The organism is Pseudomonas sp. EL_65y_Pfl1_R83 (genome assembly GCF_963970695.1).
Lineage (GTDB): Bacteria > Pseudomonadota > Gammaproteobacteria > Pseudomonadales > Pseudomonadaceae > Aquipseudomonas > Aquipseudomonas tritici.
This window is the reverse complement of record NZ_CAXAQI010000018.1, coordinates 30,898-44,905: the sequence shown is the minus strand read 5'-3', so window position 1 is coordinate 44,905 and position 14,008 is coordinate 30,898. Positions and strand designations below refer to the sequence as shown.

The following is a 14,008-nucleotide window of genomic DNA, read 5'->3' as shown; positions in this document are numbered from 1 at the left end:
AATGCGGTGGGTCAGTCAATACCTGTATCGGCTGATCTACCGCATTCGCGAGCAAGCCCGCTCCCACATTAGGACCGGCGTTTAGTCATTTTTATTGGGGAAACGCCGTAAGTCCAAGGTCATCGGCAACTCATCGTTAATGACGACTGCCGGCACCGGAAGCTTCCCAGGGCTATGCCCCAACCGGAAAAACCTCGCCATGCGCCGGCTCTCCGCTTCATTGGCATTCACCGGCAAGCTGTCGTAATTGCGCCCGCCCGGATGGGCGACATGGTACTGGCAGCCACCCAGCGAGCGTTGCATCCAGGTATCCAGCAAATCGAACACCAACGGCGCATGCACCGCGATGGTCGGTTGCAGGCAGTTGGCCGGTTGCCAGGCACGGTAACGCACGCCCGCCACAAACTCGCCGACTCGCCCGGTGGGTTGCAAGGGCACCGGAATGCCGTTGCAGGTGAGCAGGTAGCGCTGCGGCGGCAGCCCGGTCAATTTCACCTGAAGGCGCTCAAGGGACGAATCGACATAACGCACCGTGCCGCCCACGGCGCCCTCCTCGCCCAGCACATGCCAGGGTTCCAGGGCCTGGCGCAGCTCCAGTTCGATACCGCTGACGGCATAGTCGCCGACTTTGGGGAAACGGAACCCCAGATGCGCCGCAAACCATTCGGCGCGCAGCGGGTAACCGGCGGCGTTAAGTTCGACGATCACGTCGGCAAAGTCTTGCTCGATGAAGTGCGGCAACAGGAAACGGTCGTGCAGCTCGGTGCCCCAGCGCGCCAGTTTCGGCGGGGCATAGGGTTCACGCCAGAAACGCGCGACCAAAGCGCGCAGCAGCAGTTGTTGGGTCAGGCTCATGCGCGCATGGGGCGGCATCTCAAATGCACGCAATTCCAGCAGGCCCAGGCGGCCGGTGGCGCCATCCGGCGAGTAGAGTTTATCGATGCAGAATTCGGCGCGGTGGGTGTTGCCCGTCACATCGATCAGCAGGTTGCGCAGCAGGCGGTCCACCAACCATGGTGGGCACTCTTCGCCGGGCTCCGGCATTTGCGCGAAGGCGATTTCCAGTTCGTACAGTGCGTCGTTGCGCGCCTCGTCCACCCGTGGCGCCTGGGAGGTCGGGCCGATAAACAGCCCGGAAAACAGGTAGGACAAGGAGGGATGGTTATGCCAGTAGCTGATCAGACTGCGCAGCAGGTCGGGCCGGCGCAGGAAGGGTGAGTCCTTGGGCGTCGCGCCACCGAGCACAAAGTGGTTACCGCCGCCGGTGCCGGTGTGGCGCCCGTCGATCATGAATTTCTCGGTGGTGAGGCGGGTTTGCCGCGCTTCCTCGTAGAGAAATTCGGTGCGCTCTACCAGCTCATCCCACGTGGCGGACGGCTGCACATTAACCTCAATCACACCTGGGTCCGGCGTGACGCGGAAGTTGCTCAAGCGTGTATCAGCCGGCGGCTCGTAGCCTTCCAGCAATACCGGGCAATGCAGCTCTTCGGCGGTCGCCTCGATGGCGGCCACCAGTTCCAGGTAGTCCTCGGCGCGCTCCAGCGGCGGCATGAACAGATAAAGGCGCCCGTCCCTAGCCTCAGCGCACAGGGCGGTTCGGGTCAGCCAATCGGCAGACTCGTCGACCTTTGGCACGCGCTCATCGCTGGGGGCGGGTTCGCCGTGGCTTTGCAGCTGGGTGGTGGTCGGCAGCGTCGGCTGATCCTGGTTGGGGTCGGTTGGATGCACAAACGGATATTCCGCCGCCGTGACCCAAGGCTGCGAGGCCAACGGCAGGCGATAGCCCAGCGGCGAATCCCCCGGCACCAGGCGGCAATGGTTATCGCGCAGGTACCAACGACCACTCTGCCAGCGATCATTCGCTGCCGTACGCGCCAGCGGCAGCACTTGGCCGATGACTTTATCCAGGCGCTGACTGAACACTTTGCGCAGGCGTTCGCGCTCCAGGTCGTCGCTCAGGCGCGGGTCTTGGGCGGTGACGTTTTGCGGCAGCGCGCCTTCGCGCCACAGGTAATAGAAATTGTCTTCGAAGGCCGGGAACACAAAGCGCGCCGGCAGCTTCAGGCGCTCGGCGACACTGGCCAGGAAGCGCCCGGCCATGACGCCGTCCGCGCCGTAATCTTCTTGTTCATCGGCAATCAACGCGCTGTTGTGCCAGATCGGCACGCCGTCGCGGCGCCAGTAGCAGTTGAGTGACCAGCGCGGCAGTTGTTCGCCGGGGTACCACTTACCCTGCCCGAAGTGCACCAGCCCCTTGGGCGCGTAGTGTTTGCGCATACGCTGAAACAGCTCGGCGGACAGGCGACGCTTGTCCGGCCCGAGCGCGGCGGTGTTCCACTCAGCGCCGTCGGGGTCGTCGATCGAGACGAAGGTCGGCTCGCCGCCCATGGTCAGGCGTACATCGTCTTTGAGCAGGTCGCCGTCGATCTGCCGGCCAAGCGCCTGGATCGCCAGCCATTGTTCTTCGGTGTAGGGCTTGGTAACGCGCGGGGCTTCCCAAATCCGCTCTACGGACATTTCGTGGGTGAATTCGCACTCGCATGGTTCCACCAGACCACTGATCGGTGCCGCTGAAGAGGGATCGGGACTACAGGCCAACGGTATGTGACCTTCACCAGCAAACAACCCGGAGGTGGCATCCAGGCCGATCCAACCGGCGCCGGGCAAATACACTTCGCACCAGGCATGCAGGTCGGTGAAGTCCACCTCAGTACCGGACGGGCCATCGAGGGCTTTGACGTCGGCGGTCAGCTGGATCAAATAGCCGGACACAAACCGCGCTGCCAAGCCGAGGTTGCGCAGCAACTGCACCAGCAGCCACGCTGAATCGCGACAGGAGCCGGAGGCGTTTTCCAGGGTGAATTCCGGCGTTTGCACGCCTGGTTCCATGCGGATCAGGTAGCCGATATCGGCCGCCAGACGCTGGTTGAGGCCGACCAGAAAATCCACGGCAGGCAACGGTGTGCGGTCGATGCCGGCCAGGTAGGCGGCAAACTTCGGCGTCAGCGGCAGCGTTTCCAGGTACGGCGCCAGCTCGCGCTGCTCATCGGCGGCGTAGCTGAAAGGGATTTTTTCGGCGTAAGGCTCAAGGAAAAAGTCGAACGGGTTGAACACCGCCATCTCGGCGACCAGGTCGACTTCGATGCGCAGTTCATCGGTCTTTTCCGGAAACACCAACCGCGCCAGGTAATTGCCCTGGGGGTCTTGCTGCCAGTTGATGAAATGCTGCTCGGGCAGCACTTTCAGCGCGTAGGACAAAATCCGCGTGCGGCTATGGGCCGCCGGGCGCAAACGCACAATCTGCGGGCCGAGTTCGACCGCGCGGTCGTAGCGGTAATGCGTAACGTGGTGCAACGCGACATGAATCGACACGGCGGCCTCCTGCGAGCCAGGGCATGGAAACAAAGCGCGCAAGACTTATGCCAGAGCGGCCGTCATTGCGCTTTATCGTGGGACCCGGTGCAGTACAGCACCAAAACGGCGCCAGTGGGGGTACCGTGGTGCAAGTGACGCACATATTTGTGGCGCGTGCATGAGGATGGGTGGTGAATATACCCAGTCATCGGTGTTTGTGTTGGGCAATTATGGCCTGGCGAAGGCGGCGGACTTCGACCAGCTTCTGGCGCATTTCGCGGTGGCGTTTGCTGTTGAGTAGCAGTAGCCCCAGCAGAGGGAAGAGCAGGCTTAATCCATAGGACAGCGGATGCGGACCAAAGGCGATAGTGGGCAGTACCGCCACCACACAAAGTGCGAGCAGCGACACCAGCGGCCATACCCACTGCGGTCGCCCGCGTGCGATCATGAAATTGCAGTGCACGATGCACCACGTCAGCGCGAGGCCGCCCAGGAAGGAATACTTGAGGTTGTCGTCCATCGGCAAGCGTGGGAAATAACTATCGAAAATCAGCGGTACCGCAAACACAAGGCTGAACACCGCCGCGAAAATCGCGCCCATGAAGACCGGAAAATACTGCGTCAGAAAACTACGAATGCCCGGTAGCTCATTCATCGCTCATTTCCTCATACAGACCAACGGCAATGGTGCGCACATTGCCCGAAATTGCGCTGCCGGTAAAACCGATGGCAGCGCCCAATGCATCCTGTATCTGGGTCACCGTCGCATGCTTGACCTGGGCGGGCGTGAAACGCTTGGTCGCCTCGCGGGACAGTTGCTTCAACTTGAGTAGTTTGGCGCTCATGCGCGGGTCCTGGATGCTGAGCAGCTCTTTCGTAAGCTTGGCGCGCTCTTGCCGGGTTAATCCTCGCAACACGTCCCGCACACTTTTGCCGGTGGTCGCCTGGTTCAACCGCACCAGTTTTATTGTGGTCAACGTCGATGCACCGACCCCGATCAACGACGCCGCATCCAGCGCGATCATTGTGTACTGGTACCACTGCGAGCTATCAAGTTTGTCATTTTTGGAGGGGTCACTGATCTCATTGCTGACGCGATAGCCACTGGCAAAACACTGGAGCGTGCTAGCCGTAGCAGCGGTATAACCGATGGCCGTAATCACACTGCTGGCGCCCGCCGTGAAAGGCACAGCGACGGTGCCGCTGAGCACGACGATCCAACCGATGATCGCGCCCGCACAGGATAAAGAGGTGTTGATCGCCTCCCTCACCAGGCGCGATTCGCGGGGGTTGTCCTGGACCTGTTGCGCAAACTGTGCCGGGGCGATGTATTTCTTTGCCTCACGCAAAATAATGCGCTTGGGGGCAATGCTGCAGATCGGCTGAAACTCGCGCAGGGTGATCACGTTGAAATCGGCGTCAATATACACGACGCCTGCGCCAACGATACCTGGGTCGGCGTCGATGGCCGCAAACAGGCGCGGCAGGTTGATCTGGCTTTCAATGCGCTGGCGCTCCATGAATTGGGAGCGATTGGAGTCCATGCCGATGCCGGCCAGGGGGTTGCGAATGTGTGTTCTTCCTTGAAAGTTAGGGTGGTCAAACGGGCCTCATCGCAGGCAAGCCAGCGATGGCGACCACATCATAGTCCAAGCGAGAATCGGAAAAGATCGCCATCTGATCGTCCCTATGAACGGGAAAACAGCGGGCGAGGAAACCATTTGTCGAAGGCGACTCCTTCACATGCGACTACTTGATCGGACCGCCTGCCGAATGCGACGGATTCCCACGAGTTTCGTGCGCATCTCTCGTTGAACCTTGCTGTTAAGTGTCAATAATCCGAGCAATGGGAATAACAGCGCCAACCCATAAAGGACTTTGTGAGGCTGGAATTGAACCATCGGAACTACAAACAGTAGACAGGCGATGTAGATACCGACCATTACCCACACCCAGGAGGGTCGGCCCCGCAAAATCATAAAGTTGCTATGGACCGTCAACAGAATGAGCAGCGCCCCGGCAGACATGATCTTGAGCCCCACTTGAGCAATGGGCGCATCACGAAAATAGGTGATGAACGCCAGCGCCACAGCCAACGCCAAAGAAAAACACGCAGCAAATACGCCGCCCATAAACGTCAGAAAGTATTGCCTGAAAAAGTCGCGTAGCGTCATCAATTCGCTCATTCGCTTACCTCCTCGTAGAGTCCAATCGCGATGGTGTTGACGTTTCCGGAGTAGGCACTCCCGCCAAACCCAACGCTTGCGCCCAGGACGTCTTTGATCTGGGTAGTGGTGCTGTGCTTGAGCTGCGTAGGGGTGAAACGCTTGGTGAGTTCGCCCGACGCCTGCCTCAATTTGATCATCTTCGCGGTCAAGCTGGGATGGTTGATGCTCAGCAGCTCTTTCGTCAGCTTGGCTCTTTCCTGGCGATTCAAACCGCGAAGCACATCACGCAGGCTCTTGCCCGTCGATGCTTTGGCGGCCCTGACCAGCTTGACCGTCGTCAGGGCCGAAGCGCCCACGCCTGCCAGTGATACGGCGTCCAGCACGATGGACGAATTCTGGTACCAGCCTTCACTGTCGAGCGAATCCTTGACCTCAGGTTTGGCGACTTCCAGCGCTGTTCGGGCAATGCCGTTAAAGCACTGAAGCGTACTCGCGCCGGCAGCCGCATACCCCACTACAACGATGACGGAACTGGCGCCAGCGCTGAAAGGCACCAGAATGGTTCCACTGGCGATCGCAGCCCAACTGATGACCGCCCCCAAGCAGGAAAGTCCGGTATTCACGGCTTCGCCAATCAGTCTCGATTCTCGAGGATTGCTCACGACATGTTGAGCAAACTGCGTTGGCGCAATGTACTTCTGCGCTTCACGCAAAATGATGCGCTTGGGCTTGATGCTGCAGATGGGCCTGAATTCGCGCAGGGTAATGACGTTGAAGTCGGCGTCGATGTATACGACGCCTGCGCCAACGATACCTGGGTCGGCGTCGATGGCCGCAAACAGGCGCGGCAGGTTGATCTGGCTCTCGATGCGCTGGCGCGCCATGAATTGCGAGCGGTTGGAGTCCATGCCGATGCTGAGCAGGGGGTTGCCCAAGGGGTGATCTTCCTTGAAATAGGTGGTGTCTGAACTGACGCCTTCGCGAGCAAGCCCGCTCCCACAGTTGACCGGGTTTCAACATTGGAATGCGGTCCATTGTGGGAGCGGGCTTGCCTGCGATAGCAATCTAATGCGAGCCACCTTAACAAACAGCCTACCCACCCGCTAGAAAGCAAAACGCCAGCACGAGGCTGGCGTTTTGCATGTTCAGGCCGCGATCAACGCAGCACGACCGGGTTGCTGCCGTCGCTGCCACGTGGCGGCAGGCCGGTGTGCTGAGTGAGGATCTGGGTGGTGGTTTCCTTGGCGACCTTGTGGCTGCCGGCTGGCGTCGAGTTCTAAACGGCGCCGTCGTCAGTGCAACGGTGCATGCGCTGCTGTGTGGCGTGCGTATGAGTCTAGGTGGTGAAGCTACCCCGTCAGCGGGCTTTGTGCTTGGCGATCATGGCTTCGCGCAGGTGGCGGATTTCCAGTAGCTGACGGCGCATTTCCCGATGGCGTTTACTGTTCAGCAACAACAGTCCAAGCATTGGGAACAGTAACCCTATGACATAGGCAGCCATATGCGGCCGATAGCCATAGGTTGGTAATACGATCAAAAAGCACACCACGTAGAAGGCGACGATGGCCCAAACGCCCCAGGTCCTCCCCCTGATCATGACGAAGTGGCTGAACGCCAAGAGCAGCCCCAAGACAACCGCCGCCACAAAGGAATAACGCGCTCGCTCTGGTTCACCGCGAAAAAAGGTACTCGATGCCAATGAAATGGCAGCGGATAGGGAAAAACAGGCAAGGAAAAATGCGCAAATAAACGCAGGGAAGTACTCAGCCAAAAAAGCTTTTAACGAGACTTGGCGCACCATCACTCAAGCTCCTCGTATAACCCTACTGCAATGGTTCGAATGTTGCCGGACAAGGCACTCCCGGTGAAACCAATGGCGGCACCGAGGGAATCCCTGATCTGCGTAACGGTAGCGTGATTGATCTGCGTCGCCGAATAGCGCTTCACCAACTCACCGGAGCGCTGGCGCAACTTCAACAGCTTATTGCTCAGGCGTGGGTCTTTCAGGCTTAGCAACTCGTTGGTGAGCGCCTTACGTTGCTGCCGGGTCAAGCCCTTGGACAACTCGTACCAGCTTCTACCCGTCGTTGCTTTTCGAGCCTGCAACAGTCGAACAGTTGTCAGGGAAGAGGCGCCGACGCCCAACAGCGAAGCCGCGTCCAATACCGGCATTGCATAGCGATACCATTCCTCGTTGTCCATATCGTCGTTGGCGGTCGGGTCGTTGAGTTCGTTGAACGTTCTCATGCCTCCAACCACGCACTGCGCGGTACTGGCCGCCGCAGCGGTGGCGCCGAGGCCCGCCACTACCAGGCTCGCGCCACCCGTGAACGGTACGGCGACAGTGCCGCTGAACACCACAATCCAGCCCAGAATCGCACCGGCACAAGACAAGGTCGTATTGACGGCCTCCCCCACGAGTCGAGACTCACGCGGATTATTGGTCACCTGATCGGCAAACTGTGCGGGGGCTATGTACTTCTGCGCTTCACGAAGAATGATGCGCTTGGGCTTGATGCTGCAGATGGGCTTGAATTCGCGCAGGGTCACGACATTGAAGTCGGCGTCGATATACACGACACCTGCGCCGACGATGCCGGGGTCAGCGTCGATGGCCGCAAACAGCCGTGGCAGGTTGATCTGGCTTTCAATGCGCTGGCGGGCCATGAATTGCGAGCGGTTGAAGTCCATGCCGATGTCGAGCAGGGGGTTACCCATGGGGTGATCTTCCTTGAAATAGGTGGTGTCTGAACTGACGCCTTCGCGAGCAAGCCCGCACACAGTTGACCGGGTTTCAACATTGGAAGGCGGTCCACTGTGGGAGGTGACTTGCCTGCGATAGCAATCTAATGCGCGCCACCTTAACAAACAGCCTACCCACCCGCTAGAAAGCAAAACGCCAGCACGAGGCTGGCGTTTTGCATATTCAGGCTGCGATCAACGCGGCACGACCGGCTTGCGCGCAGGCTTCTTGCCTTTGCCCTTCGCCGCATCGGTGCGTTCTTTGGCCGCCTGCTTATTACGCGCCATGGCCGCAGCCTTGGCTTGCTCACGTTTGTCCCACGGGTTGCTGCCGTCGCTGCCGCGCGGTGGCAAGCCGGTGTGCTGGGTGAGGATTTTGGTGGTGGTTTCCTTCGCAACCTTGTGGCTGCCGGCCGGCGTCGAGTTCTTGCGACGCGCGCTCTGGTAGCTGTCGGTGCTCGGCTGATGCAGCGGGATCAGTTGCTCCTTGCCCGGCCCGATCAGGTCGGCGCGGCCCATGCGGGTCAGCGCTTCACGTAGCAGCGGCCAGCCTTTCGGGTCGTGGTAGCGCAGGAACGCCTTGTGCAGACGGCGCTGATCTTCGCTCTTGACGATGGTCACCGCGTCGCTCTTGTAGGTGACCTTGCGCAGCGGGTTCTTGCCCGAGTGGTACATCGCGGTGGCGGTGGCCATCGGCGACGGGTAAAACGCCTGCACCTGATCGGCGCGGAAGCCGTTGCCCTTGAGCCATAGGGCCAGGTTCATCATGTCTTCATCGGTGGTGCCGGGGTGGGCAGCGATGAAGTACGGGATCAGGTACTGCTCTTTACCGGCTTCCTTGGTGTACTTCTCGAACATGCGCTTGAACTTGTCATAGCTGCCAATGCCCGGTTTCATCATCTGGTTGAGCGGACCTTCCTCGGTGTGTTCCGGCGCGATCTTGAGGTAGCCACCGACGTGGTGGGTGACCAGCTCCTTGACGTACTCCGGCGACTCGACGGCGAGGTCGTAGCGCAGGCCGGAGGCGATCAGAATCTTCTTCACACCCGGCAACGCACGGGCGCTGCGGTACAGCTGGATCAACGACGAGTGGTCGGTGTTCAGGTTCGGGCAAATACCAGGGAATACGCACGACGGCTTGCGGCACGCGGATTCGATTTCCGGGCTCTTGCAGGCGATGCGGTACATGTTCGCGGTCGGCCCGCCGAGGTCGGAGATCACCCCGGTAAAGCCCGGGACCTTGTCGCGGATCTCTTCGATCTCGCGAATGATCGACTCCTCGGAACGGTTCTGGATGATGCGGCCTTCGTGCTCGGTGATCGAGCAGAAGGTACAGCCGCCAAAGCAGCCACGCATGATGTTCACCGAGAAGCGGATCATGTCGTAGGCCGGAATCTTTTCCTTGCCGTACACCGGGTGCGGGACACGTGCGTAAGGCATGCCGAACACGTAGTCCATTTCTTCGGTGGTCATGGGAATGGGCGGCGGGTTGAACCACACATCCACTTCACCATGTTTTTGCACCAGCGCGCGGGCGTTGCCTGGGTTGGTTTCCAGGTGCAACACGCGGTTGGCGTGAGCGTAGAGCACTGCGTCGCCACGGACTTTTTCCACCGACGGCAGGCGGATCACGGTTTTGTCGCGGGTCATGCGCGGGCTGGCCAGGATCTGCACAACCTTGGCTTCGTCCGGATCATCAACCGGACCTTTTTCCTGCTCAATGGCGCAAGCCTGGGTGTCCTGGGTGTTCACGTACGGGTTGATGATTTTGTCGATCTTGCCCGGACGGTCGATACGCGTGGAGTCCACTTCGTACCAGCCAGCCGGGGTGTCACGGCGAATGAACGCAGTGCCACGCACGTCGGTGATGTCTTCGATCTTGTGGCCCCACGACAGGCGCTGGGCAACTTCGACGATGGCCCGCTCGGCGTTGCCGTACAACAGGATGTCTGCGGCGGCGTCGATCAGGATCGAGTTACGAACGCGATCCTGCCAGTAGTCGTAGTGAGCGATGCGGCGCAGGGAGGCTTCGATGCCACCGAGCACGATCGGCACGTTCTTGTAGGCTTCCTTGCAACGCTGGCTGTACACCAGGCTGGCGCGGTCCGGGCGTTTGCCGGCCATGCCGCCGGGGGTGTAGGCGTCGTCGGAGCGGATCTTCTTGTCGGCGGTGTAACGGTTGATCATCGAGTCCATGTTGCCGGCCGCGACGCCAAAGAACAGATTCGGCTCGCCGAGCTTCATGAAGTCGTCTTTGGACTGCCAGTTCGGCTGCGCAATGATCCCGACGCGGAAGCCCTGAGACTCCAGCAGCCGGCCAATGATCGCCATGCCGAACGACGGATGATCAACGTAGGCATCACCGGTGACGATGATGATGTCGCAGGAATCCCAGCCAAGCTGATCCATCTCCTCCCTGCTCATTGGCAGGAATGGCGCAGGACCGAAACATTCGGCCCAGTACTTGGGATAGTCAAATAACGGCTTGGCTGTTTGCATGACGGTGACCGGTGTTGAGATGAAAAATCGCGGGCGCGGAATATAGCACAAAATTTGACCAATTCCGACCTTTGCAGTCGGAATTGGAGGCGTTCATTTACTCGTCTTCGAAGTTGTAACTGCCTGGCGCAAGGTTTTCGAACCGGGTGTATTTACCGATAAACGCCAGGCGCGTGGTGCCGATCGGGCCGTTACGCTGCTTGCCGATGATGATCTCGGCGATGCCCTTGTGCTCGGTTTCCGGGTGATACACCTCGTCGCGGTACACGAACATGATCACGTCAGCATCCTGCTCGATCGCTCCGGATTCCCGCAAGTCGGAGTTGATCGGGCGCTTGTTGGGCCGTTGTTCCAGGGAACGGTTGAGCTGGGACAGCGCCACCACTGGGCAGTTGAATTCCTTGGCCAGGGCTTTCAACGAGCGAGAAATCTCGGAAATCTCGTTGGTTCGGCTGTCACCGCTGGAGCCGGGGATCTGCATCAACTGCAGGTAGTCGATCATGATCAGGGCAATGTCGCCATGCTCACGCACCAGGCGTCGGGTGCGCGCGCGCATTTCCGAAGGGCTGATACCGGCCGTGTCATCAATGAACAGCTTGCGGTCGTTGAGCAGATTGACCGCCGAGGTCAGGCGCGGCCAATCATCGTCTTCCAGGCGACCAGCACGTACTTTGGTCTGGTCGATGCGGCCCAGGGATGAAAGCATCCGCATGATCAGCGATTCACCTGGCATCTCCAGGGAGTAAACCAGCACCGCCTTGTCACTGCGCAGAACGGCGTTTTCCACCAGATTCATCGCGAACGTGGTTTTACCCATCGACGGACGACCCGCAACGATGATCAAGTCAGACGGTTGCAGGCCGCTGGTCATGCCATCAAGGTCGGTGTAGCCGGTGGACAGGCCCGTGATCGCGTTGTCGGTGTTAAACAGGGTATCAATACGGTCGATGGCTTTGGTCAACAGGTCGTTGACGCTGACCGGGCCGCCCGTTTTCGGCCGCGCTTCGGCGATCTGGAAGATCTGCCGCTCGGCTTCGTCGAGGATTTCCTCGGCTGTACGCCCTTCCGGGTTGAAGGCACTGTCGGCGATTTCAGTGGCAATGCCGATCAATTGACGCAACGTTGCCCGCGCGCGGACGATCTGCGCATAGGCCTTGATGTTGGCGACCGACGGGGTGTTTTTTGCGAGCTCACCCAGGTAGCCGAGACCGCCCACCTGTGAGGTCTGACCTTCCTTGTCCAACTGCTCGGCAAGGGTCACGACGTCGATGGGGGAGTTCTGATCGGCCAGCTTGGCGATGGCGCGGAAGATCAAGCGGTGGTCATGGCGATAGAAGTCACCGTCCGAGACTTGATCCAGCACGCGCTCCCAGGCGTTGTTGTCCAGCATCAAACCACCGAGCACGGCCTGTTCGGCCTCGATGGAGTGCGGCGGCACCTTCAGGGCAGCGGTTTGCAGATCGTATTGCTCGGGAGCTGAAATATCGTTCATGGCCACTTGGAATTAGGGGTGTGTAAAAAAACAAAAGGCACGACCTGTAAACAGGATCGTGCCCGATGTTAACCGGCTGTCACGCAAGGTGCCAGCCAGTTGGGTCTTGCTTAAGCAGCTACCACGACAACGCGTACGGTGGCTTCAACTTCGGCGTGCAGGTGCACGGCTACGTCGAATTCGCCTACGTTGCGGATGGTGCCGTTCGGCAGACGAACTTCGCTCTTCTGCACTTCAACGCCGGAGGCGGTCAGTGCATCAGCGATGTCGTGGGTGCCGATCGAACCGAACAGCTTGCCTTCGTCACCGGCGGTGGCAGTGATAGTCACTTCCAGCTCAGCCAGTTGGGCAGCGCGAGTTTCGGCCGAAGCTTTTTTGTCTGCTGCTGCTTTTTCCAGCTCAGCACGACGCTCTTCAAACGCAGCCAGGTTGGCAGCGGTTGCAGCGGTGGCTTTGCCGTATGGCAGCAGGTAGTTACGACCGTAGCCGGCCTTAACGTTCACTTTGTCGCCCAGGTTGCCCAGGTTGGCGACTTTTTCCAGAAGGATCAGTTGCATGTGAAAATCCTCTAACTTTTAACCTTCACCGTTCGCGTTATCGGCGTCTTTCGGCGCCAGACGACCGCGAAAATCAATCAGGCCGTCGACAATGGCCAGAACCACGAGTAACGGATAGATCAGCTGCATGAACAGCAACATCGTTACGTACAACCCCACCAGCCAAAACTTGGCCAGGCGCTTCTGCGCGACCAGCCCGTGAATCAGGGCCAGTCCGGCGAACATCAGCGGTACGCTGCAAAACAGCACCATCAAGGCCATCTGCGAACCGAGGTTCGGTCCGATAACCATGAGTGCAAGCAGCAACATCGCTGAGCCCACGGGAATTCTGATACTGCGAAACTCGCGACCAAAACCACCCGGGTTGTACAACAACGCCTGCCAATATCGCCCAAGCATCAGGCTCAACAAGCTGACGATCTGCATCATTACCGCCATCAGGCCGATCAGGGCCGGTGTAATCAGTGTTGCCAGTCGCGCTCGCTCATCTACCGACAACTGCTGGTAGAGTTCCCCGAGGGCCATCGGCAGGATCTTGACGATCTCTTGCGACAGCGCCTCGATTTGCGGGCGGAAAGCCGCGTCAATCAACACCGAAAACACCAACCCCAATGCCACGCTGACCAGCAGCGTGCGGACCCAGGACTCACTTGCGCGCAACACCAACGCAAGGCTCGACGACCCCAGCAGTACCAGAAGTACCTTGGGTTCGCCCAGTTGCAGCCACCAGATCAAGGCGGCCAACACTCCCAGGGCCAGGACGCCAACGGCGCCCTGCAAACCGCGCCGCAGGAGCACAAGGCATCCAGCGGCAGCACCCAACCAATACAACAACGGCAATGCTGCACATCCAGCCACTACCAGAGTGGCCTGCACACGACCGCGCATGATGAACTCAGCTAAGGCGCGCATGCATTCAATCCCTTACTACTTGTCGACTGCCCGGTCTCAGCGGCCGTGGCTGTCGGTGTAGGCCAGCAGGGCCAGGAAGCGGGCGCGCTTGATAGCGGTGGCCAGCTGACGCTGATAACGTGCTTTGGTACCGGTGATACGGCTTGGAACGATTTTGCCGGTCTCGGATACGTAGGCTTTCAGAGTGTTGAGATCTTTGTAATCGATCTCTTTCACGTCTTCAGCGGTGAAGCGGCAGAATTTACGACGACGGAAGAAACGTGCCATTTGATAGGCTCCTTAAA

General features: G+C 59.5%; 12 protein-coding genes and 1 pseudogene. All 13 read right to left on the bottom strand.

The window, feature by feature from the left end; translation table 11 throughout:
• Positions 1 to 81 precede the first annotated feature (81 nt).
• The 13 genes and pseudogenes from AACY08_RS22710 to rpsR all read right to left on the bottom strand — a co-directional run bounded on the left by AACY08_RS22710 (position 82) and on the right by rpsR (position 13,991).
• The gene (locus tag AACY08_RS22710; RefSeq protein ID WP_339471486.1) at positions 82 to 3,372 is read right to left on the bottom strand and encodes a transglutaminase family protein; all 3,291 of its coding nucleotides are present in this window, start codon (positions 3,370 to 3,372) and stop codon (positions 82 to 84) included.
• A gap of 187 nt (positions 3,373 to 3,559) precedes the next feature.
• Positions 3,560 to 4,009, bottom strand: coding sequence for a hypothetical protein (locus tag AACY08_RS22705; protein ID WP_339471485.1), 450 nt, complete (start codon positions 4,007 to 4,009; stop codon positions 3,560 to 3,562).
• Positions 4,002 to 4,925 carry an NAD synthetase gene (locus AACY08_RS22700; protein ID WP_339471550.1) on the bottom strand — a complete coding sequence of 308 codons (924 nt, stop codon included), beginning with the start codon at positions 4,923 to 4,925 and terminating at the stop codon, positions 4,002 to 4,004. Before AACY08_RS22700 ends, AACY08_RS22705 begins: the two co-directional genes overlap by 8 nt.
• A 168-nt stretch (positions 4,926 to 5,093) precedes the next feature.
• Positions 5,094 to 5,540 carry a hypothetical protein gene (locus AACY08_RS22695; RefSeq protein WP_339427248.1) on the bottom strand — a complete coding sequence of 149 codons (447 nt, stop codon included), beginning with the start codon at positions 5,538 to 5,540 and terminating at the stop codon, positions 5,094 to 5,096.
• Positions 5,537 to 6,457 (bottom strand): NAD synthetase, encoded by a 921-nt coding sequence (locus AACY08_RS22690; protein WP_339471484.1) that lies wholly within the window; start codon positions 6,455 to 6,457, stop codon positions 5,537 to 5,539. Before AACY08_RS22690 ends, AACY08_RS22695 begins: the two co-directional genes overlap by 4 nt.
• Before the next feature lie 236 nt (positions 6,458 to 6,693).
• A pseudogene (locus tag AACY08_RS30625) lies at positions 6,694 to 6,798 on the bottom strand (hypothetical protein); the annotation flags it as partial.
• Between the two features lie 81 nt (positions 6,799 to 6,879).
• Positions 6,880 to 7,323, bottom strand: a complete 444-nt coding sequence (locus AACY08_RS22685; RefSeq protein ID WP_339415669.1) for a hypothetical protein — start codon at positions 7,321 to 7,323, stop codon at positions 6,880 to 6,882.
• A complete protein-coding gene (locus AACY08_RS22680; protein ID WP_339471483.1) occupies positions 7,323 to 8,240 on the bottom strand; it encodes an NAD synthetase in 918 nt (305 codons plus the stop codon). The genes AACY08_RS22685 and AACY08_RS22680 overlap by 1 nt, the downstream gene beginning before the upstream one ends.
• Positions 8,241 to 8,459: 219 nt before the next feature.
• Positions 8,460 to 10,763 carry a YgiQ family radical SAM protein gene (locus tag AACY08_RS22675; RefSeq protein ID WP_339471482.1) on the bottom strand — a complete coding sequence of 768 codons (2,304 nt, stop codon included), beginning with the start codon at positions 10,761 to 10,763 and terminating at the stop codon, positions 8,460 to 8,462.
• A 97-nt stretch (positions 10,764 to 10,860) separates the two neighbouring features.
• The gene (gene dnaB / locus AACY08_RS22670; protein ID WP_049710289.1) at positions 10,861 to 12,255 is read right to left on the bottom strand and encodes a replicative DNA helicase; all 1,395 of its coding nucleotides are present in this window, start codon (positions 12,253 to 12,255) and stop codon (positions 10,861 to 10,863) included.
• 110 nt (positions 12,256 to 12,365) lie between these two features.
• Positions 12,366 to 12,812 carry a 50S ribosomal protein L9 gene (gene rplI / locus AACY08_RS22665; RefSeq protein ID WP_003171376.1) on the bottom strand — a complete coding sequence of 149 codons (447 nt, stop codon included), beginning with the start codon at positions 12,810 to 12,812 and terminating at the stop codon, positions 12,366 to 12,368.
• An 18-nt stretch (positions 12,813 to 12,830) separates the two neighbouring features.
• Complete coding sequence (locus AACY08_RS22660) at positions 12,831 to 13,724, bottom strand: hypothetical protein (RefSeq protein ID WP_339471481.1); 894 nt, start codon at positions 13,722 to 13,724, stop codon at positions 12,831 to 12,833.
• Between the two features lie 36 nt (positions 13,725 to 13,760).
• On the bottom strand, positions 13,761 to 13,991 hold the full coding sequence (gene rpsR / locus AACY08_RS22655) for a 30S ribosomal protein S18 (RefSeq protein WP_002551829.1): 231 nt from the start codon (positions 13,989 to 13,991) through the stop codon (positions 13,761 to 13,763).
• Positions 13,992 to 14,008 lie beyond the last annotated feature (17 nt).

Coding starts and splice junctions, on each gene's coding strand:
- AACY08_RS22705 (WP_339471485.1), bottom strand. CDS start 4,009: ATGAATGAGCTACCGGGCATTCGTAGTTTTCTGACGCAGTATTTTCCG.
- AACY08_RS22695 (WP_339427248.1), bottom strand. CDS start 5,540: ATGAGCGAATTGATGACGCTACGCGACTTTTTCAGGCAATACTTTCTG.
- AACY08_RS22685 (WP_339415669.1), bottom strand. CDS start 7,323: ATGGTGCGCCAAGTCTCGTTAAAAGCTTTTTTGGCTGAGTACTTCCCT.
- AACY08_RS22680 (WP_339471483.1), bottom strand. CDS start 8,240: ATGGGTAACCCCCTGCTCGACATCGGCATGGACTTCAACCGCTCGCAA.
- AACY08_RS22675 (WP_339471482.1), bottom strand. CDS start 10,763: ATGCAAACAGCCAAGCCGTTATTTGACTATCCCAAGTACTGGGCCGAA.
- dnaB (WP_049710289.1), bottom strand. CDS start 12,255: ATGAACGATATTTCAGCTCCCGAGCAATACGATCTGCAAACCGCTGCC.
- rplI (WP_003171376.1), bottom strand. CDS start 12,812: ATGCAACTGATCCTTCTGGAAAAAGTCGCCAACCTGGGCAACCTGGGC.
- AACY08_RS22660 (WP_339471481.1), bottom strand. CDS start 13,724: ATGCGCGCCTTAGCTGAGTTCATCATGCGCGGTCGTGTGCAGGCCACT.
- rpsR (WP_002551829.1), bottom strand. CDS start 13,991: ATGGCACGTTTCTTCCGTCGTCGTAAATTCTGCCGCTTCACCGCTGAA.